The sequence below is a fragment of the Noviherbaspirillum phoenicis genome (genome assembly GCF_047237965.1).
Lineage (GTDB): Bacteria > Pseudomonadota > Gammaproteobacteria > Burkholderiales > Burkholderiaceae_D > Noviherbaspirillum_A.
In genome coordinates this window covers 987,379-1,008,801 of sequence record NZ_JBDFLX010000001.1, presented here as the reverse complement: position 1 = coordinate 1,008,801, position 21,423 = coordinate 987,379, and the positions used below count along the sequence as shown (strand labels likewise).

General features: G+C 63.0%; 16 protein-coding genes. 8 read left to right on the top strand and 8 right to left on the bottom strand.

Annotated elements, in window-relative coordinates; genetic code table 11:
* Positions 1 to 215: 215 nt before the first annotated feature.
* From queE to ABC383_RS04610, 7 genes are all read left to right on the top strand, one after another.
* Positions 216 to 851, top strand: a complete 636-nt coding sequence (gene queE, locus ABC383_RS04640; protein ID WP_413012206.1) for a 7-carboxy-7-deazaguanine synthase — start codon at positions 216 to 218, stop codon at positions 849 to 851.
* A 4-nt stretch (positions 852 to 855) separates the two neighbouring features.
* Complete coding sequence (gene queD / locus ABC383_RS04635; RefSeq protein WP_217344609.1) at positions 856 to 1,302, top strand: 6-carboxytetrahydropterin synthase QueD; 447 nt, start codon at positions 856 to 858, stop codon at positions 1,300 to 1,302.
* Positions 1,303 to 1,304: 2 nt separating this feature from the next.
* Entirely contained in the window at positions 1,305 to 1,847 is a 543-nt protein-coding gene (tadA, locus tag ABC383_RS04630) for a tRNA adenosine(34) deaminase TadA (protein ID WP_413012205.1), read from the top strand.
* Positions 1,848 to 1,869: 22 nt separating this feature from the next.
* Positions 1,870 to 2,826, top strand: a complete 957-nt coding sequence (gene ldcA / locus ABC383_RS04625) for a muramoyltetrapeptide carboxypeptidase (protein WP_413012204.1) — start codon at positions 1,870 to 1,872, stop codon at positions 2,824 to 2,826.
* A gap of 115 nt (positions 2,827 to 2,941) precedes the next feature.
* Complete coding sequence (locus tag ABC383_RS04620; protein WP_413012203.1) at positions 2,942 to 3,175, top strand: hypothetical protein; 234 nt, start codon at positions 2,942 to 2,944, stop codon at positions 3,173 to 3,175.
* Positions 3,176 to 3,300: 125 nt separating this feature from the next.
* Positions 3,301 to 4,899, top strand: coding sequence for an ABC-F family ATPase (locus ABC383_RS04615; protein ID WP_413012202.1), 1,599 nt, complete (start codon positions 3,301 to 3,303; stop codon positions 4,897 to 4,899).
* Between the two features lie 129 nt (positions 4,900 to 5,028).
* Positions 5,029 to 7,455 (top strand): penicillin acylase family protein, encoded by a 2,427-nt coding sequence (locus ABC383_RS04610; protein ID WP_413012201.1) that lies wholly within the window; start codon positions 5,029 to 5,031, stop codon positions 7,453 to 7,455.
* Between the two features lie 24 nt (positions 7,456 to 7,479).
* Here ABC383_RS04610 and ABC383_RS04605 read toward each other — a convergent pair whose 3' ends face one another.
* From ABC383_RS04605 to ABC383_RS04570, 8 genes are all read right to left on the bottom strand, one after another.
* Entirely contained in the window at positions 7,480 to 7,833 is a 354-nt protein-coding gene (locus ABC383_RS04605; protein ID WP_413012200.1) for a hypothetical protein, read from the bottom strand.
* Between the two features lie 143 nt (positions 7,834 to 7,976).
* Positions 7,977 to 8,564, bottom strand: coding sequence for a hypothetical protein (locus ABC383_RS04600; RefSeq protein WP_413012199.1), 588 nt, complete (start codon positions 8,562 to 8,564; stop codon positions 7,977 to 7,979).
* 174 nt (positions 8,565 to 8,738) lie between these two features.
* A complete protein-coding gene (locus tag ABC383_RS04595) occupies positions 8,739 to 10,235 on the bottom strand; it encodes a hypothetical protein (RefSeq protein WP_413012198.1) in 1,497 nt (498 codons plus the stop codon).
* Between the two features lie 171 nt (positions 10,236 to 10,406).
* Positions 10,407 to 11,591, bottom strand: a complete 1,185-nt coding sequence (locus ABC383_RS04590; protein ID WP_413012197.1) for a hypothetical protein — start codon at positions 11,589 to 11,591, stop codon at positions 10,407 to 10,409.
* Positions 11,563 to 11,850, bottom strand: a complete 288-nt coding sequence (locus ABC383_RS04585; protein WP_413012196.1) for a hypothetical protein — start codon at positions 11,848 to 11,850, stop codon at positions 11,563 to 11,565. Before ABC383_RS04585 ends, ABC383_RS04590 begins: the two co-directional genes overlap by 29 nt.
* A gap of 274 nt (positions 11,851 to 12,124) precedes the next feature.
* Positions 12,125 to 14,776, bottom strand: coding sequence for a putative bifunctional diguanylate cyclase/phosphodiesterase (locus tag ABC383_RS04580; RefSeq protein WP_413012195.1), 2,652 nt, complete (start codon positions 14,774 to 14,776; stop codon positions 12,125 to 12,127).
* Positions 14,773 to 15,981, bottom strand: a complete 1,209-nt coding sequence (gene purT / locus ABC383_RS04575) for a formate-dependent phosphoribosylglycinamide formyltransferase (protein ID WP_413012194.1) — start codon at positions 15,979 to 15,981, stop codon at positions 14,773 to 14,775. Before purT ends, ABC383_RS04580 begins: the two co-directional genes overlap by 4 nt.
* A 178-nt stretch (positions 15,982 to 16,159) precedes the next feature.
* Positions 16,160 to 17,824: an MFS transporter gene (locus ABC383_RS04570; RefSeq protein ID WP_413012193.1), complete on the bottom strand. Its 1,665-nt coding sequence runs from the start codon at positions 17,822 to 17,824 to the stop codon at positions 16,160 to 16,162.
* 244 nt (positions 17,825 to 18,068) lie between these two features.
* Between ABC383_RS04570 and ABC383_RS04565 the strand changes: the two genes are divergently transcribed.
* On the top strand, positions 18,069 to 21,413 hold the full coding sequence (locus ABC383_RS04565) for a DEAD/DEAH box helicase (protein ID WP_413012192.1): 3,345 nt from the start codon (positions 18,069 to 18,071) through the stop codon (positions 21,411 to 21,413).
* The last annotated feature ends 10 nt before the right edge of the window (positions 21,414 to 21,423 follow it).

Below are 21,423 nucleotides of genomic sequence, written 5' to 3'. Positions count from 1 at the left end.
TCCGCTTAATTTGGCCGCTGATGCCGCAAACGGGTCGGCTGTGGACACCGACGGCGCTAGACCCTACGCCTACCAGCGAACTGCAAAAAACCAGGCACAGGCGAATGGTATAGCTTGTCACCGGCGCAGGCCGTCACGCACGCCCGTCCATAAAATGCGAAAATAACGCCCCTTTGCGCCGGCAGGCGCCATCCACCATCTTCGGAATTCACGTTTTGACTTACAGCGTCAAGGAAATCTTTTATACGCTCCAGGGCGAGGGCGCGCGCGCCGGGCGGCCGGCGGTGTTCTGCCGCTTCTCGGGCTGCAATCTCTGGACCGGCCGCGAAAGCGACCGCGCCAGCGCGGTCTGCAAGTTCTGCGACACCGACTTCGTCGGCACCGACGGCGAGCGCGGCGGCAAGTATGCCGGCGCCGCTGAACTGGCCGCGCTGATCGACAGCCTGTGGCCGGCGAGCTACCCGGCCAGCAAGTATGTGGTCTTCACCGGCGGCGAACCGCTGCTGCAGCTCGATGCCGCATTGATCGCTGCGATGCATGCCCACGGCTTCGAGATCGCCATCGAGACCAACGGCACGATGGATGTGCCGCCAGGCGTGGACTGGATCTGCGTCAGCCCCAAGGCCGGTTCCTTCATGAAAGTGGAAAAGGGCAGTGAGCTCAAGGTGGTGATACCGCAGGCCGGCCAGAACCTGGCCGACTACGAAGGACTGGATTTCACGCATTTCTATTTGCAGGCCATGGACGGCCCGGACGCGGCGGCCAACACGCGGCTGGCCATCGAGACCTGCAAGCGCAATCCGCGCTGGAAGCTCAGCCTGCAGACCCACAAACTTTTACAGATACCCTAGCCTCATGCTCACCATTACCCGCAAGCTGGAATTCGACGCCGGCCATCGCATCCCCGACCACAAGAGCCAGTGCCGCAACTTGCATGGCCATCGCTACACCCTGGAAATCACGCTGACGGGCAGCGTGATCGATGTCGAAGGCAGCTCCGACAACGGCATGATCATGGACTTCTCCGACGTCAAGGCGCTGGCCAAGCAGCACCTGGTCGATGTCTGGGACCATGCCTTCCTGGTGTACCGCGAAGACACGCCGGTGCGCGCATTCCTGGAAGGCCTGCCCGACCACAAGACGGTGATCATCGACCGCATCCCGACCGTGGAAAACCTGGCCCAGACCGCGTTCGACATCCTGAAGGCGGTATTCCACGACCGCTATGGCACCGGCCTGAAGCTGCACAAGCTGGTGCTGCATGAAACGCCGAACTGCTGGGCCGAGATCAGCGCCGACTGACGATGGGCGACACCGACTACATGCAACTGGCCATCGCCGAAGCCGGCCGCGCGCTGGCCCTGGGCGAGGTGCCGGTCGGCGCGGTGGTGGTGAAGGATGGCGTGGTGATTGCCACCGGCTATAACCATCCGATCGCGATGCACGACCCGACCGCCCATGCGGAAATCATGGCGCTGCGCGCCGCGGCGCGCGTGCTGGGCAACTACCGCCTGCCGGGATGCGAGCTGTACGTCACGCTCGAACCCTGCGCGATGTGTTCCGGCGCAATGATGCATGCCCGGCTGGCGCGCATCGTGTATGGCGCAAGCGACCCCAAGACCGGCGTCTGCGGCTCGGTGCTGGACCTGTTTGCCCAGCCCACGCTGAACCATCACACCGAAGTCGTCGGTGGCGTTCTTGCCGGAGAGTGCGGCGCGCTGCTGAAGGACTTCTTCGCGGCGCGCCGCCTGGCGGCGAAGCAGCGGCCCACCGCCGCTGTGACTGCCGCTGCAACTGTAACTGCTGCTATCGGTACTGCTGTCCCGGCAAACTGCGATAAGCTCTGACGTTCCTACCTTCCTGCATGCCATGACCAACACGCTTCCTGACACCGCGCCACGGCGCACCGGCATTGCAATTGTCGCGCCGGGCGGTTATGCGCCGGATGAAGCCGCGTTCCGCCTGGCGCTGGCGCGGCTGGAAGAGCGTGGCTGGCTGGTGCACAACTACTATGATCCGGCGCGCAAGCACCAGCGCTTCGGCGGCAGCGACGCGGAGCGCGTCGGGCAACTGCATGCCGCCGCGCGCGATCCGGACGTCGATATCATCATTGCGCTGCGCGGCGGCTACGGCATGTCGCGGCTGCTGCCCTTGCTCGACTACGAACTGCTGGCTGCCAGCGGCAAGTGCATCGTCGGCCATAGCGACGTCACCGCATTGCAACTGGCCCTGCTGGCGGCCACCGGCGCGACCAGCTTTGCCGGGCCGATGATATGCGACGACTTTACCCGCGCCGAACCCAACCCCTACGCGATGCAAAGCCTGACCGACTGCCTGCGCGGACCCCAGCACCAGGTGAGCTGGGAAGGAAGCGACAACGCCAGGCTGGATGTATCCGGCACGCTCTGGGGCGGCAATCTTGCGATGATCGTCCATCTGCTTGGCACGCCCTACCTGCCGCAGGTCGATGGCGGCATCCTCTTTGTCGAGGATATCAACGAGCATCCTTACCGGGTCGAGCGCATGCTGCTGCAGTTGCTGCATGGCGGCGTGCTGGGCCGGCAGCGTGCGCTGGTGCTGGGCGACTTCTCTGGGTACCGGCTCAGTGACTATGACAACGGCTACGGCTTTTCTAGCATGCTGAGTTACTTGCGCGAAGTGCTGCCCTTGCCCGTGGTGACTGGTTTGCCGTTCGGCCACATCCCAGCCAAGGCCACGCTGGCGGTTGGCAGCCAGGGTCGGCTGCTAATGAACGATATTGAAACGAGTGTTTCGATGACCGGTTATTCAGCAATAGACATGTTGCAGGACTGCATGTTTTTGTAGATTCATTTTGCTGTCTCTCAGGATTTCGGGTAGCGTCGCCTTTTCCGAGTTGTGCGTTGTAAGTTATTTGATCGTCATGATCAATTTTCTTAACCCTAACCATCAGGAGAAACGAATGAGCATCGACAATCTGGTCATCGAGCATCTCAAGGCACTCCGGGCCGAGGTTGCCGACATTAAGGCAGACACCGCCACCATCCGGCAGCGCATGCAGGGCGTGGATGCGGCATGCATGGAGCTTCGGCGCAGCGATCTGCATCTGCATGAGGACCTGGCACGTCAGCAGTTGACCATGGACCAGGTGCTGGAACGGGTGCAGCGCATCGAGAAACGGCTGGAACTCTGCTGATCCGCGGGCCAAGGCAACGAAAGTCGCCCAGCCACAGCCCATCTTCTTCCCCTTGTCGCCGAAGGCGACCTCCCGCGCATGATAAAATCCCCGGTTATTCAATTTAGCCGTAAAGGATTTTCCCAGTGCTTTCCACCGCCAATATCACGATGCAGTTCGGCCCCAAGCCGCTGTTCGAAAACATTTCCGTCAAGTTCGGCGACGGCAACCGCTACGGTCTGATCGGCGCCAATGGCTGCGGCAAATCTACCTTCATGAAGATCCTGGGCGGCGATCTCGAGCCCAGCGCCGGCAATGTGATGCTGGACCAGAACGAGCGCCTTGGCAAACTGCGCCAGGACCAGTTCGCCTTCGAGGAAATGCGGGTGCTGGACGTGGTGATGATGGGTCACACCGAGATGTGGCAGGCCATGAGCGAGCGCGACGCGATCTATGCCAACCCGGACGCCACCGACGACGACTACATGAAGGCCGCCGACCTGGAAGCGAAATTCGCCGAGTACGACGGCTACACCGCCGAAGCGCGCGCCGGCGAACTGCTGCTGGGCGTGGGCGTGCCCATCGAGCAGCACCAGGGGCCGATGAGCAATGTCGCGCCGGGCTGGAAGCTGCGGGTGCTGCTGGCGCAGGCGCTGTTTTCCAATCCCGACATCCTGCTGCTCGACGAGCCGACCAACAACCTCGACATCAACACCATCCGCTGGCTGGAAGAAGTGCTGAATCAGCGCAATTCGACGATGATCATCATTTCCCATGATCGCCACTTCCTCAACCAGGTCTGCACCCACATGGCCGACATGGACTACGGCACGCTGAAGGTCTATCCCGGCAACTACGACGACTACATGCTGGCTTCGTCGCAGGCCCGCGCGCAGCAGCTGGCCGCCAATGCCAAGGCCAAGGAAAAGGTCGCGGAGCTGCAGGACTTCGTGCGCCGCTTCTCGGCCAACAAGTCCAAGGCCCGCCAGGCCACCTCGCGCGCCAAGCAGATCGACAAGATCAAGGTCGACGACATCAAGCCGTCGAGCCGCGCCAATCCCTTTATCCGCTTCGATGGCGAGAAGAAGCTGCATCGTCTGGCCGTGGAAGTGCAGGGCATTTCCAAGACCTACGACCGTCCCATCTTCAAGAACTTCAGCATCAATGTCGAAGCCGGCGAAAAGATCGCCATCATCGGCGCCAACGGCGCTGGTAAAACCACGCTCTTGCGTTGCATCGGCGGCGAACTGTGCGGCCTGGAGCCGGACAGCGGCAACGTGAAGTGGGCAGAAAACGCCAATCCGGGCTACATGCCGCAGGACCCGACCGAGGAATTCGCCACCGACCGCACGCTGACCGACTGGATCGACCAGTGGACCCAGGAAGGCGACGACGACCAGGCCGTGCGTTCCATCCTGGGCCGCCTGCTGTTCTCCGGCGACGACGTCAAGAAGCCGGTGCGGGTGCTGTCGGGCGGCGAGAAGGGCCGCATGATGTACGGCAAGCTGATGCTGGGCCGTCACAACGTGCTGCTGATGGATGAGCCGACCAACCACATGGACATGGAGTCGATCGAGTCGCTCAACATCGCGCTGGAGAAATATGCCGGCACGCTGATCTTCGTCTCGCATGACCGTGAATTCGTGTCCTCGCTGGCCAACCGCATCCTGGAAGTCAAGGAAGATCAGATCATCGATTTCCAGGGCACCTACGAGGAATACCTGGCCAGCCAGGGCATCGAATAAGGATCGCCCTGTCTATGCCGACGGGCGCAAGGGCTGCTTGCCTTGCGCCCGTTTTTGCGCCCGAGCGCAATGCAGCCGGCTGATCGCACGCAGCCGACCATATCGCCTTTTTCGCCTCATCGATTGCCAATGAAATCCATCGCAAGAATTGCCGCCCTCGGACTTGCCGCATTGCTGCTGCTGATCGCAGCCGGCTTTTTCTGGTACCGCAGCGCGAGCCTGCCCAAGACCAGCGGCGAACTCAGCATGAATGGCTTGCAGAGCCCGGTCGATGTGGTGCGCGACAAGGAAGGCATTCCGCATATCTATGCCAAATCAGCCCACGACGCCTATTTTGCGCTGGGCGTGGTGCATGCGCAGGACCGGCTGTGGCAAATGGAAATGAACCGCCGCATCGCCGCCGGCAGGGTCGCCGAGGTGCTCGGCCCGAAGGCGGTGGATACCGACCGTTTCCTGCGTACGCTGGGCGTGCGGCGCAATGCGCAAGCCATTGTCCAGAACCTGGCGCCGGATGCGCGCGCGGCGCTGGAAGCCTATGCCGAAGGCGTCAACCGCTATCTTGAACAGCGTTCCGGACCGCTGCCGCCGGAATTTTTGCTGACCGGCGCGCCGGCGCCGGCGCCCTGGGAGGCCGCCGACTCCATCGCCTGGATGACGATGATGGCCTGGGACCTGAGCGCGAACTGGACGCAGGAGCTGTTGCGCATGCGTCTGGCCCAGAAGCTGGACATGACGCGCATCCAGGCTTTTCTGCCGCCGTATCCGGGCGATGCCCCGCTGCATACGCAGGACTACACCGGGCTTTACCGGTCGCTGGCTGGCGTGACTTCCCAACTGGAGAAGGTGTCGGCCATTGCGCCGCCTTCCCTGGTGGAAGGCATGGGCTCGAACAACTGGGTGCTGGGCGGCGCCCGCAGCCGCACCGGCAAGCCGCTTCTGGCCAATGACCCCCATCTCGGCCTGACCGCGCCCGCGCTCTGGTATTTTGCCCATCTGTCCGCGCCGGGCCTGAACGTGATCGGCGCGACCCTGCCAGGCCTACCCGCGGTGATCATAGGCCGCACCGATCGGATCGCCTGGGGCCTGACGAACACGGCTTCGGACGTGCAGGATCTGTACATCGAGCAGATCAATCCTGAAAACCCTTCCCAATACCGTACTCCGGATGGCTGGGCCAACTTCGAGCAGCGCACGGAAACCATACGCGTCAAGGGCGAGCCGGACGTGCAACTCGCCGTGCGTGCGACGCGCCATGGCCCGGTCATCAGCGGCGCATTGCCGCTGGCGGATCGGGCGCCGATGGACGCCCGAAGCCACGTGATGGCATTTTCCTGGACCGCATTGCGGCCGGACGACATGAGTTTCCAGGCCAGCCTGCGCCTCAACCGGGCGCATGACTGGGAAGAGTTCCTGTCGGCCACGCGCGACTTCGGCGCGCCGCAGCAGAACGTCGTCTATGCGGACGTGGCAGGCAATATCGGCTTCGTCGCGCCTGCGCGCGTGCCGATCCGGCGCCGCGACAACGATCTGAAGGGCCTGGCGCCGGCCCCGGGCTGGGATGCCCGTTACGACTGGATCGGCTTCATTCCTTTTGACGAGTTGCCGCGGCAATACAACCCGATGTCGCAGCAGATCGTGACAGCCAACCAGAAAGTGGTCGGCCCTGCCTATCCATATTTCCTGACCAGCGAATGGGTGTGGCCTTACCGTGCCAACCGCATCGCCGCCATGCTGGAAGGCGCGCCGCTGCATGACCTGGACAGCTTCGCCGGAATCCAGAAGGACGTGGTGTCCCTGGCGGCGCGCGAAATGCTGCCCCTGCTCGCCAAGGCGCAGCCGAAATCGGAGCAGGGCCGAGCTGCCTTGAAGGCGCTTGGCAGCTGGGATGGCAGCATGGACGCGGGCCGCTTCGAGCCGCTGGTCTATAACGCTTGGCTGCGCGAACTGTCGCGCCAGCTGTTTGCCCAGCCGCTGGGCGAAGCGCTGATGAAGGATTTCTGGGAATTGCGCAATGTGCATCAGCCTACCGTCAACGCCTTGCGCACCATGGACGCCGGCAATCCCTGGTGCGGCGCTACGCAGGGCGCGCAATCTCTGCCCAGATGCGTGGATGTGCTGTCCGATTCTCTGGAGGCGGCGCTGGCCGACCTGCGCAAGCGCTATGGCGAGCAGATGACTGCATGGCGCTGGGGCGTGGCGCACGAGGCGCTGTCGGAGCACCGGCCATTCTCGAAAGTGCCATCGTTGGCGCGCTACTTCGAACTCAGGCTGCCTTCGCCGGGTGACACCTATACGGTCAATGTGGGGCGCAACAACCTGCGGGATGATGCCGCGCCCTACACCAATCATCATGCGGCGAGCTTGCGCGCCCTGTACGACTTGTCCAATCTGGAAAATTCCCGCTTCATGCATTCCACCGGGCAGTCGGGCAATGTGCTGTCACCGCTCTACAGCAATTTTGCGCAACGCTGGGTGGATGCGACTTACCTGCCGATGCGCACTGTTCGCGAGGAAGTGGAAAAGGAGCAGATCGGCACCTTGTCGCTGCGCCCTTGAGCCCGCCGCGCCGGCTCGGCCTGGCTACATGTCGATGGGCTTTTCGAGCGCGGCGTCAAGCTCGTCCATTAGTGCCGTCATTTCTGCTGGCAGGGCAGACCCTCCCGGCACATCCTGCCGAACCGGCGGCGTGCTGCTTTGGCGGTGTGTCGGCACGCTTGTGTCCGGCAAGCCCGGCACTGGCGCAGTCTGTCCCTCCTTGCCCTGCTCGGCAGCACTGGAAACGACGCGGATGACGCCCTCCGTGTCTGAGTCGCATGCGGAGAAGGCGAAGTCGTCTTTGGGCAGTATGGGCTTGGCGCTGGCGGTGTCGAGCGCAACCGGTTTGTCAGCCGGCGGCTTTTCCGCCTGCGGTGCCGGCGATGATGGTCGTTCCATCGCGCCGGCGTTGCTGTTTCGCCTGGGCGCAAGCGTGATCGATGCGCGGCTAGCCGTGCTGGCTCGCGGGCTTTGGGCGCCATGCTTCCAGGAAGTGGGGCTCCCGGGATCGGCATCGGGCGTGACAGCCTGATTCGACAGCGTCAGGGTGGTATGATTTTTGGACGCGGCGAGTGCGCTTCGGTTTGGCTGGCGCTGTCGTCGGCTGGCCTGGGTCGAGGAGCCTTGTCCGACTTGACGCTCATGCTCCTCTTGACGCTCTTGCTGCCTTTCCTGGCCCGCTTGGTCGAATTCTGCAACGTGCTTTCGGCTTCCTCATTGTCTGCAGCTTCGGCAGCCCTGGGGCGCGGCTTTCCGGAGGCAGTCTTTTGATTTGACTGTTCCGTTCCGGAAGGCTTCGCCTCCGGGCCGTCCTTGCCGTCACGGGCTCGTTTGATGCCTGCATTCACCGCTGAAGCACCCTTGGCATCGTCTCCCTGTGTTTTTCGGGCGTCCGAAGCGGCAATCACGGCAGGCTTGAATCCGGGGCTGGAAGTCTGTGCAGCGTGCTTCAGCCGGCTTGCGTCCTGCGCGTCAACGCTGCTCGGGAACAGCGAGGGAAGCTCAGGGCGGGACGTCAGTACGGACGACGGCTGTGACGAAGAGGCCGGCAAAGAACCTTGTGCAGGTTTGGCGGCCGGTGCCGAGCTTGTCCGGTACTCCGGGGATGAGGTTGCTTTGGTGGTTTGCATGATTGCCTTTGGATGATTGGGATCTGAAACGCTTTGGGTTTGACCGGCCTGTCGATACAGCCAGGATGAGACCGGGGCTGCGCGGCCGTGCTTCGCTAGGGATGCGCGCCTTGGCGCGTCGCCAGGTCCACGCGCATTTGGCTGAGCCTGTCAGGCCGCAAGCGCTCCGAATGTTCACTGAAGCTTCTTTTTACTCTTCTCGGTCTTTGCTTTTTCCGGTGTGGCCGGCTTGTCGCCCTGCTGAATCGATAGACTCGATTGGGATGTCGATTCGTTCAGCAAGGACTGCTTGCTCTGACCTTTGACGGAAGAATCCTTGCGTGATGCATCCTTGGTTCGCGGCGATCCAGGTGATCCGATCAGCGTGGAAAGGCGGAACAACGACTTCGTGCCGTCCTTCGGGCTCACGACCGCCTTCGGACTCTGGACCGGGCTGCTCAAGGGGCTGCCCGATGGCGTGGAAGCCGGGCTAAGAGTCGCTGCCGTCCCCGGGATGGAAGGACCAATACGGTGTTGCGACGGATGCGGGCTGATGGGTCCGGAAAAGCTCGCTGACAGCCGGTTCATTTTGCCGCTTTCGGTTTCCGCCCACGGTTCATTCGCCTTGACCGGGCTGGATACGGAGCGCTGCCTGCCCTGCGGATTCGACGGCGCAAACGAGGGCGACCACGGGCGAACGGTTTCCTCCCTGTCTTCGCCAAGCCATTCTCGGCACTGGGCCAGGACGGTACGCAGCCCTGTCTTCAGGGTTGCCTTCTCCGACTTCTCGCCAATGAACTGCTGAATGACATCCTTCAGGCCGACTGCAATAAATTCTTCCAGCGTCTGGCAAATGTTCTGCAATTCGGCAATCATCTGAGCTTCCTGCCCATCAACGGCGGCCACCTTCGCTCGGTTAAACATTTGCATCAATCCGGAAAAGGCATGATGCGCTGCCTGGTATTCGGGAGTCCGAGCGCCTTGCTGTCTACTGGTTTCCATGAACTTTCGCATCACGTTGGCAAGATCACTTTGCAACGCCTTTGTGATTGCATCCGCAATGGGCTGGAATTGCCGTTTCTGTTCCCGTTCGCTCAACGGTGGCGTTGCTGCTGCGGGTGTGGCATCCGGCGCCGGCGTGTCGAATAGCGCCAGCAACGATGGGTCGGTAATTTCGTCAAAAACAAAGGAAGGCTTGTCCTGTGCGATCCACTGTTCACGGCGGCTGGCGTTGGCTGCCGCGGGGGAGAGCGAACTCTGCTGGCTTGGGCCGGAACTGGCTTGTACTTGCGTGTCGGCCGACGCTGCCAGGGCCACCGCGACCCCGACCCCCACCCCGGTGGTCGTGGACAGCTTGCTGCTGGCATTGCGCAGCACTGGCATGCTTGCGTTGGCGTTGCGCATGGATGCGACCGGGGGCTGGGTTGTTTGCCCGGCATTTGTCGTTTCCCTGCGGGGTGAAGAAATTGGCGAGCTTGGCCGCTGTTCAGTTTCTTCGGAATGGCTGACGTTCCTGCCTGAGACGCTTTCCTTTCTACTACTTAATTTAATTTTCTTGAAAGGCGAGTTGCCCGATGTTTTGCTGTCGGCCGTACCGTTGTTTTCCTCCTTGCCGATGCTGGCTTTCGCGGTTGCCGCAACTTGCTCAGCCGCTTGTTTGCCGTGTTTGTCAAGCGTGGACGCTCGTTTCATGCTCCTTACCCTTTCAAAATTGGCTGCAGTCAGGTTGGCCTATCCACGGTTTCCGGACGATGCCACCGCGGCATCGTTCAGACCATTGCCTGGGGTGCAGCAAGGAATGTGTGTCTCTGCCACTGCCAGGGCTACGGTGGCCATGCTGCAGGCGCTAGCGCAATGACGCTGCTAGGCGTCTGCTTGTTCCCGCGTGGACGGCCCTGCATCGCTCGTGGTCGTCGTTGTCGTTGTCGTTGTCGTGCTGATGGTGCTTGTGGCCACCGGCGTTGATGGCGGCCCTTGCAGGATTGTCACGTCGCTATCGTGAACGCTGTCTGCGTCGCGAACCTTTTCGTTTCGGGCAGGCGACCCGGGCAGTACTGGTGGCGACAAGAACAGCATGCTGGGTGGGCGCGGCTTGGGTTGCGGCCTCAGAGGCTTCGAGGGCGAAAATACGCCTTTGCGCGGCGAATCCGGTTTGGATGCAGACCGGGCAGAAGACGGCGACGTTGGCGGGGAAGAAGGATGTTCCTCGCCGCCCGTCACGCTCCTGGCGTCGTATGCTGGCGCCGGGGACGACGTGACGGTATTGTTCTCGCCTCGTTTTTCATTTCCTTTGCTTTGGGTGCCTGTGTGTTTCGACGTGCGGGGCGTGGTGCTGAGCGGCGAGTGAGGCCCGGTGTTGGCTGGCTTTGCCTTGCTCCAGTCGAGCTTGGGCACCGTGGCCTTGCTACCTGGCGCTATGCTCGACTTGTTATCTGCCGGACCCGAGGAAGGAATCATCGCGTCGCCTGGTTTTTGGGAAGGGCTTGAGACAGCCTGCTCGGTCGCCTGCGCCTTGTGACGCTTGGCCGGGCTGTTTTTAAACTGTGGGCTGTCTTCATCGCCCTGGGCTCGCTTGCCCGAAGGCGGAGAGGGCATCTTTTCAAGCCGTCCGCGGCCCGATTCCCTGTCAGGAGACCGTGGAGTACGCTGCTCCGTGGGAGATTGCGGGAGAACTGCATCGGTTTTTTTCGTCTTCTGGTTCTTTTGCCTTTCGGGGCTCTGCGCATATCTGGGGGCTGACGGGCGAGGTGATCTCGGTTGTTGCTGTTGCCGTTGCTGTTGTTGTTCTTCTTGTTGATTCAGCCTCTCGTTTATTATCTGCAGCAGCGCCGTGATTTTTTGCCCAAGCTGCAGGCATTGATGATGCACTCCTGAAAAAACCTGATCGCCATCGGGGTCCTGCTTGAGTCCATCAATGGCGGCGAGCAGCAATACCTGGTTTGACTTCGCGGCAACCACATAGGTTTTGCATTGGGCGAAATCCGTTCTATCGAAATGGGTGTCTACCTGGCCCAATGCATTACTGATTTGCGCAGCCATTTCCTGCATTCGCTGTGCCTTTTCTGGCTTTCCGGGCCTTCGCGCATTCCGTGGCAATGGCCGAGCTCATTTTGTCAATAAAGTCACCCATATCAAAAAAAACCTGGCACAAGGAGTCGCTTTTGCGGATCTCCGCGAGCAGTGCGTCACGCTCTCGTTCGAGAACGCGCGGCACAGCCGTGCGCGGCGACAGCGGCGTGGCGCCGTTGTCAGGCAAACGCCTCGGTGAGTCCGTTGCGCGCGGCGATCCAACTTTCTGGTTGTCCATTACTTCTCCTTTGGTTAAAGACGGATGGTCTTGCATGGGATATTTGGCATGCCGGGCGTCGCCGGACAATGGCCTCGTCGCGGGAACGATGCAGGATGGGGCTTGGTCCGTCTTGTAGATTCCCGCGGTCATGGCGCTGCCCTGCAGGACAGGGATTGCGGGCGCATGATCAAAACGGCAAGCTATGTAACCGGGACTTTTTGATTGTTCCTGGCGCCTGGGCAGGCGCGCGTCGGGGGAAGTGCGGGTATGCGCTGTGGCGCGCGGATGCGGCTCAGGCCGGTATGCTGGATGACAGCGAGTAGCTGCTGTCGGCGGAGAGCAGGTGTTCGGCCTGGGCGGCGGGCACGCCGGCAGAGAAGAAATAGCCTTGTCCCATGCGGCATCCCATGCGCCGCAGGGCGGCAACCTGTTCCGCCGTTTCCACGCCTTCGGCGATCGTGTCGAGTTCCAGCAGCTGGGCCAGCGTCAGGATCAGCTGCACGATGCCGGCATCGTTGCTCTCCTGGCCGAGGCCGCGTGCGAATGCACGGTCAATTTTCAATACGTCGATCGGCAGCCTTTGCAGATAGGCCAACGAGGAATAGCCAGTGCCGAAATCGTCCAGCGCCAGACGCAGGCCCAGGCTCTTCAATCTGGCCAGGTTCTCGATGGTCTGCTGCGGATTGGCCATGGCCGAAGACTCGGTCAGTTCCAGCTCGATGAATTGCGGCATCACGCCTGTGCGGTCAAGTATCTGGGCTACTTCGCCGATGAAGGATGCATGCATCAGCTGTCGCATCGACACATTCACGCCCAGGGTCAACGGCATCTTGCGCGGATATTTCTGATGCCACTGCTTCAACTGCAGGCAGGCCTGCTCCAGCGCCCATAGCCCGATGGGCACCACCATGCCGGAACTCTCCGCGATGGGGATGAAGTCGTCCGGCTTGATCTCGCCGTATTGCGGGCTGTTCCACCGCATCAGCAGTTCAAAGCCGCATAGCCGGCCGTCGGCCAGCGCAACCTGCGGCTGATAGACCAGGGTCAGCTCGTGCCGCTCCAGCGCAAAACGCAATGCCACGTCCATCTGGGCGCGGCGCGTCGCTGACAGCTGCAACTGGGCGTTGAAGAGCTGTGCGCGATTGCGGCCCCGTTCCTTGGCCTGGTACATCGCGGCATCGGCGTCCCGGATGACTTCCGATGGCGTCCGGTGCTCGGGCAACAGCTGGGCCACGCCGATGCTGGCATGCAGCTTCACCACGATGTCGCCGATGATGATCGGCTTGGCCAGGATGTCTAGCAAGGCCGCTGCGCGTTCACAGGCGACTTCGGTACTGTCATGCGTGAGCACGATGAATTCATCGCCGCCGAAGCGGGCCACCATGTCCTGCGGACCGGCGGTGGACTGGATGCGGCGGGCCAGTTCGATCAGGCAGCGGTCTCCCATGTCGTGGCCATGCGTGTCGTTGACGCTCTTGAAGAAGTCGAGGTCGAGATAAAGCACCGAGACCTGCGGCGGCATCTGGCCTTCGGGCACGATCTGGTCGGCGATGGCCTTGAGCACATAGCGCCGGTTGGGCAATCCGGTCAGGGCATCATGCATGGCCAGGTGTTCCAGCCGCATTTCATATTCCTTGCTGTCGGTGACGTCGCGAACGATGCCCAGCATGCCCGAAGTGACGCCATTGGCGTCGCGCAGCGGATACTTGAACGTGCGATACCAACGCTCCGCTTCGCCATCCCGCAAGTCCTGCACTTCAAGGTTTTCCACCGGTACGCCGCTGCGTATCACATTCATGTCCTGCAGGTGCAGCCGGTGCGCCGCATCCGGATTGACGAACAGCCGGCCGCGGGCCTTCTGCAGCGCCTGCAGTTCCTCCGACGTCTTGCCGTGCAGCTCGATGTCGGAGGTGCAGCCGTTGTGCCTCTGGAAGCTGGCGTTGGTGATGGTAAAGCGGCCGTCCCGGTCCTTTGCATAGATCATGGCCGGATTCAGGTCGAGCACCGTGCGCAGCAGCGCATGTTCCTCGGTGAGCTTGTGTTCAGCCTCGACGCGCGCGCTGATGTCCTCGATGCTGAACACCATGCCCCTGATGGCCGCATCATGCAGCATGTTGTAGCCGCGGATTTCAAGCCATACCCAGTGGCCTTCGCGATGCCTGATGCGCAGTTTCATGGACAGGCTGGTGCCGGCCGTGCGCCGCAGCAGGCGCAGGTTGTCGTTCCGCCGCGCGAGGTCATCCGGGTGGATCTCGGGCGCGGCGCCGCTGGTCATCTCGTGCTCGGTGTAGCCGAGCACGTCGTTGACCGCTGGATTAATGTAGGTCGTGTTGAAATGCCGGTCGGTAATCATGAACACATGCTTGGCGGCCCGTGCAATCACGTTGAAGCGGCGCTCGTTGGTCAGCGCCTGTTCCAGCGAGGCCAGGTTCATTTCCATGGCGCGCGACAGCCAGGTCGACAGCATGCCGGCAAACAGCGTGACGAAAAACCCGGGCAACCAGTCTTCGGGCTGGCTGCCGCCAGCCACGCTGGTCAGCACGCCGGTCGCCGAGATGCCGAGTATCACCGCCATGGCGTGCGGCGCTGGCAAAACCAGCGGAAACACGCCGGCCAGGCCGATCCACCAGGGCAGGGGAGCAATCGGCAACTGCGCCTGCACCGACAGCATGCCGATGGCGGTGCAGGATGCGAGCAGCTCCATCAGCACATGGCGCCTGCCGATCAGGAGCAGGCCCGGCCTGATCAGGCGCACCAGGGCGACGGTCGCCAGCACGCCCACCACGAACAGGGCAATCTTGACGACGCCTGCCGATCCGGGATGCGCCATCCACAGCAGCACGCCGGTTTCCACCAGCAGGCTGACATAAAGAAAAAGCGAACCGGCGCGGAAGATATCCGGGCCGGTGTAAACGCTACCACGGTGCGGTAGCGTCAGTTTCATGGCAGGACGGGCTTGACCCTGGATGCCGCTTCCTTGGCATGACGGCGCGCCGTCTCGATATCCTCCGCGGCGGCCAGCGCCACCCCCATGCGGCGGCGGGCATAGGATTGCGGCTTGCCAAACAGCCGGATATCCGAGCCGGGCACGGCGAGGGCGTCGGCCAGGCCTTCGAACGCTATGCCGACGGCTTCATGCTGGCCATAGATCACGGCCGAAGCGGCCGGCGAGCGCAGCGCCGTATTGACCGGCAGACCCAGGATCGCGCGCGCATGCAGGTCGAATTCACTCTGGAACTGGCTTGCCATGGTCACCATGCCGGTGTCATGCGGGCGCGGGCTGACTTCCGAGAACCACACCATGTCGCCGGCGACGAACAGTTCCACGCCGAAAATGCCCAGTCCGCCGAGATTGTCGGTCACCTTGCGGGCGATCTCCCGGGAACGCTCCAGCGCAAGCGAAGGCATCGGATGGGGCTGCCAAGATTCGACATAGTCGCCCTGCACCTGGACATGGCCGATCGGGTCGCAGAAGCTGGTTTCGACCTCGCCCCGGGCATTGCGCGAACGCACCGTCAACAGGGTGATCTCATACTCGAAACGGATGAAGCCCTCGACGATCACGCGTCCCGAATCAACCCGGCTGCCGGCCGCCGCGGCATGCCATGCGGACTCCACGTCGTCCGGGCCGTCGAGCTTGGACTGGCCCTTGCCGGAGGATGACATCACCGGCTTGACGATGCAGGGAAATCCCAGTTCCTGACAGGCGGCGCGCATGGCCTCCAGGCTGTCGGCGAACCGGTAAGGCGATGTCGGCAAGCCCAGTTCCTCGGCGGCCAGCCTGCGGATGCCCTCGCGGTTCATCGTCAGCCAGGCGGCGCGCGCCGTCGGAATCACGGTGGCCTTGCCGTCGCGCTCCAGCTCCACCAGCGTGGGTGTGGCGATCGCCTCGATTTCCGGCACCACCAGGTCCGGATGCTCGGCCGCGATCAGTGCGGCGAGGGCGTTGCCGTCGGTCATGTCGATCACGTGGGCGCGGTGCGCCAGCTGCTGGCCGGGCGCGTTTTCATAGCGATCGACCGCAATGGTTTCCACGCCCAGGCGCTGCAGCGCAATGATGACCTCGCGGCCCAGCTCGCCCGAGCCGAGCAGCATGACCTTGGTGGCAGTGGGTGACAGGGGCGTGCCGAGGCGTGCGGGTATGGTCATGGCGTTCTGCGGGGAATGTGTGTCAGGAATAATGGGAAATTACCAGCGCGACAATACCAAACGTCGTTCGGTTTGGACAGTCATATCGGCGTGGTAAAGGACAATGCGCAAAGAAAAACCGCCGGCGTGATGCCGGCGGTTCGGGGGTGGAAAAGGCGTCGGGAACGCCTGGCTTGCCTCAGTCGTTCGCGTAGATGTTGCGATCCTTGGTCTCGCGGACGAACAGCATGCCGATCACGAAGGTGATCAGGGCGATGATGATCGGGTACCAGAGGCCGTAGTAGATGTCGCCCTTGTAGGCCACCAGCGCGAAGGCGGTGGTGGGCAACAGGCCGCCGAACCAGCCGTTGCCGATATGGTAGGGCAGCGACATCGAGGTATAGCGGATGCGGGTCGGGAACATTTCCACCAGCATCGCGGCGATTGGGCCGTAGACCATGGTCACGTAGATCACCAGCAGCGTCAGCAGCGCCAGAACCATGGGCTTGTTGATCTGCGCCGGATCGGCCTTGGTCGGATAGCCGGCTGCCTTGACGGCGTCGCCCAGTTCCTTCTTGAAGGCGGCATCCTTGGCGGCGGCCTCTTCCTTGGACAGGCTGGTGGCGTCGTAGCCGTTGATCACCTTGTCGCCGATCTTGACGGTAGCCACCGAGCCGGCTTCGCCGGCCACATTGGTATAGGCCACCGATGCATTGGACAGCTGGGTGCGGGCGATGTCGCAGGAGGAAGTGAATTTCTTGGTGCCGGTCGGATTGAACAGGAACTGGCATTTCGCCGGATCGGCAGTCACCACCACGGGTGAATTCTTGATCGCATTTTCCAGCGCCGGGTTGGCGTAATGGGTCAGCGCCGAGAAGATCGGGAAATACGTCAGCGCCGCGATCAGGCAGCCGCCCAGGATGATGGGCTTGCGGCCGATCTTGTCCGACAGGATGCCGAAGATCACGAAGAACGGGGTACCGATCACCAGGGAGGCGGCGATGAACAGGTTGGCGGTGGCGCCGTCGACCTTCAGCGTCTGGGTCATGAAGAACAGGGCGTAGAACTGGCCGGTGTACCAGACCACGGCCTGGCCGGCGGTCAGGCCGATCAGTGCCAGGATCACGATCTTCAGGTTGGCCCATTGACCGAATGCTTCGGACAGCGGCGCCTTCGAGGTCTTGCCTTCGGCTTTCATCTTGGCAAAGGCCGGCGATTCATTCATCGACAGGCGGATCCACACCGAAATGGCCAGCAGGAACACCGACACCAGGAACGGCACGCGCCAGCCCCAGGCGGCGAACGCCTCTTCGCCCACGGCGGTGCGGGTGCCCAGGATCACCATGAGCGACAGGAACAGGCCCAGCGTTGCGGTGGTCTGGATCCAGGAAGTGAAGAAGCCGCGCTTGCCTTCAGGCGCATGCTCGGCCACATAGGTGGCCGCGCCGCCATATTCGCCGCCCAGCGCCAGGCCCTGCAGGATGCGCAGGATGATCAGGATGATGGGAGCGGCGATGCCGATCGAATTGTAGTTGGGCAGCAGGCCGACGATGAAGGTGGACGCGCCCATGATTAGGATGGTGACCAGGAAGGTGTACTTGCGGCCGATCATGTCGCCGAGGCGACCGAACACCAGCGCGCCGAACGGGCGGACGATGAAACCGGCGGCGAAGGCCAGCAGCGCGAAAATGAAGGCGGTGCTGGGGTCGGTGCCGGCGAAGAACTGCTTGGCGATGATGGCGGCCAGCGAGCCGTAGAGGTAGAAGTCGTACCACTCGAATACCGTTCCCAGTGAGGAGGCAAAGATAACCTTGCGCTCCTCCTTGGTCATGCTGCCCGAGGCAGCGGTCTGCACAGTGCTCATGATGTCTCCGTTGAAATGTTTGTTGTACGGGCCGGGCCCGCGAATTCATGATGCTGAGGCGCAGTGTAGGAGTCTTACCTTACGGCAGGCTTGCTTGAAACTTACTGGATTCTTACGCCGCTTCCCGCCTCGGGCTGCAGCCAGGCTGCCGGCTGCCTTACAATGGCTGCCCTCAACCGTTCCCGGTCTGTCCGGACCTGTCCATTCCGTTACCCGTCTTCCCGTTCGAGGCAAACACCCCAGCATGAAATCCACGCCAGACCATGAAGTTGTCTATGACGAGAAAGCGGTGCGAAACTGGATCGCACCGGCAACCCTCGATAAGGCCTACGACTACGTCGATGCAGTGATCAGGGTCGCCTGGGGCCGCGGCATGTTGTTCGCCGATGTAAAGGGCTCGGAGACGCTTCCTTACAAGGTGGATATTGTTTTCCATGAGGAAAAAAAGGGCCTGCGCGCGATGGGGCGGTGCAGCTGCCCGGTTGGCAGCAACTGCAAGCATGTCGGCGCGGCGCTGCTGGCCAACCTTGAAAGGAAGGCTGGCGCAGGCGGCGGACCACGGCCTGAAATGCTGCGCTGGCTGGAGAGCTTCCGGGCACAGTGCCAGGCCAGCCGGCCGACGAAGGCAAGGAAGACGGCGAAGTCGGACCTGGGCCTGATCTACCTGCTGGAATGGGCGCCGCGGCAGCAATGCTATGCCGTGGGCATGTACAAGGCGCGCCGCAATGCCGACGGCAACTGGAGCCGGCCGGGGGAGAGCTGGAACAATGTGCAGGCGGCATTGCTGAAGCCGCCGAAATTCATCGTGGACGAGGATCTGTCCATCCTGCGCGCGCTCTGGGCAACCCGAAAGAGCGATTACGACCTCAATTTCTTCTTGCGTGGCAAGGCCGGCGCGGAAGCGCTGGAAAAGCTGGTGACGACGGGAAGGCTGTACCTCCAGGCCGCAGCTGACAGCGACGGCGAAGCAAGCAGGGAGGGCATGCGCGGCCCGTTTTGCAGCGCAGCCTCCCGTGCCGGCGCCATCGCATGGCAGGTGGTGGAGAATGGCCTGCTGCGCCCGGTGCTCGGCGTCGAGCCGGTCGCCGAGCCCGTGACCGGACTGGAACCGCCGTGGTATCTCGATCCGATAGCGCTCGAGGCCGGCCCGGTGCAGCTGCCTCAGACCATGCAGTCGTTGCCGGCGCAAAGCGTCGCCGCCTATCTGACGATGCCGCCCATATTGCCGGTGGAAGCGGAACTGGTCGCCTCGGTGCTGGGCGAAGTCATGCCGGCCTTGCCGCCGCCGCCGCTGGAGCAGCTTTCCTCGCTTCGCACCATCGATACTGAGCCGGTGCCGGTGCTGGCGCTGGAAGCGCGGTCGGTCTACCTGGACAATGAAGCGCGCTATGCCTACCGGCCCGGCATGCTCGACTATGCGACCGTGGAATTCTGCTACGAAGACATCGTCGTGCCTGCCTTCAGCGACGCCACCCTGTTTTCCGACCCCGAGCAGCGCATGGTGCAGGTCAGGCGCAGGCCCGAATCCGAATCGGCGCGGGTCAGGGAGCTGGGCGCGGCGGGACTGCGCAGGCGCAATGTCGATCATCATGAGCACCATGGCCTGCCGCGGCAGATATTCACGCCGCAGGAACGGGATGCCTGGTCCGGCCTGGTACAGAACACGCTGCCGCTGCTGCGCGGCAAGGGCTGGCGCATCAGGATGGCGCCCGACAGCCGTTTCAATGTGATCGATGTCGACGCCATCGACGGCGTCGCCCGTCAGCGCAGCGACGGCTGGTTCGGGCTGGAACTGGGGATTGTGGTCAACGGCCGCAATGTGCGCCTCGAGCCGCTGCTGCTGGAACTGTTCCGGCGCGACGCCCGCTGGCGCAAGGGCAGGCTGGACGGCATCGCCGATGACGAGGCGATCGAACTGACCAGCCCCGAGGGCGACCGGCTGCGCATACGCGCCGCGCGCCTGAAACCGGTGGTGGGCACGCTGATCGACCTGTTCGATACGCTGGCGGATGGCGAATTGGAACTCGCACCGGAGGATATTGGCCGGCTCGAGGCGCTCGGCGACACTGGCCGCTGGGAATTTCACGGCGACACCGCGGCACGCGACCTGGCGCAGCGCCTGCGCGAAGGCGGCGGCCTGCAGACCACGGCGCCGCCACGCGGGCTGAAGGCGTCGCTGCGCACGTACCAGCAGCAGGGCCTGGACTGGATGCAGTTCCTGCGCCGCCACCAGCTGGCGGGCGTGCTGGCCGACGATATGGGGCTGGGCAAGACCGTGCAGACCCTGGCCCATGTGCTGACGGAAAAAGAGGCCGGGCGGCTCGACCGGCCGGCGCTGGTAGTGATGCCGACCACGCTGGTGCCGAACTGGCTGGCCGAAGCGGCGCGTTTCGCGCCCGGGCTGAAGGTGCTGGACCTGCATGGCCCGGCCCGCAAGGAGCGCTTCGACCAGATCGGCGCCTCCGACCTGGTGCTGACCACCTATCCGCTGATCTGGCGCGATCATGAAGCGCTGGGCGCGCATGCCTGGCACCTGCTGATCCTGGATGAAGCCCAGTATGTGAAGAACGCCGCTACCCGCGGCGCGGCCGCGATTCGCCAGCTGAACGCGCGGCACCGGCTGTGCCTGACCGGCACCCCGCTGGAAAACAACCTTGGCGAACTGTGGTCGCAGTTCGATTTCCTGCTGCCGGGTTTCCTCGGCAGCCAGCAGGACTTCAACAAGCGCTGGCGCAATCCGATCGAGAAGTCGGACGACCAGACGCGGCGGGCGCTGCTGGCACGCCGGCTGCGGCCATTCATGCTGCGCCGAAAAAAGGACGAGGTGGCGACCGAACTGCCGCCCAAGACGCAGATCGTGGCAAAGGTGGAACTCGAGGCGGCGCAACGGGACCTGTACGAAACCGTGCGCGCGGCCATGCAGAAGAAGGTCAGGGAAGCGATCGCCGGGCAGGGCCTGGCGCGCAGCCACATCGTCGTGCTCGATGCGCTGCTCAAGCTGCGCCAGGCCTGCTGCGACCCGCGCCTGGTCAAGCTCTCCGCCGCCAAGGCAGCGCAGTCGGCCAAGCTCGACATGCTGATGACGATGTTGCCGGCATTGCTGGCCGAGGGACGCAAGGTGCTGGTGTTTTCCCAGTTCACGGCCATGCTCGACCTGATCGCCGCCGCGCTCACTGAAGCCGACATGCCGCATGCGATGCTGACCGGCGAAACCGGCGACCGCAGCCTGCCGGTGCAGCGTTTCCAGCGCGGCGAAGTGCCGCTGTTCCTGATCAGCCTCAAGGCCGGCGGCGTTGGCCTGAACCTGACCGCCGCCGACACCGTCATCCACTACGACCCATGGTGGAACCCGGCCGCGGAAAACCAGGCGACCGACCGCGCGCACCGCCTCGGTCAGGACAAGCCGGTGTTTGTCTACAAGCTGATCGTGGCCGGCAGCATCGAGGAAAGAATCGTCGCGCTGCAGGAGAAAAAGGCGGCGCTGGCCGACAGCATCCTGGCCGACCGCGCTTCGGAAGGCGCCGGTTTTTCCAGCGAGGATATCGAAGCGCTGTTCGCGCCGCTGCCGGCGTTGCCCGGCGAAAAATGACAACGCCCTG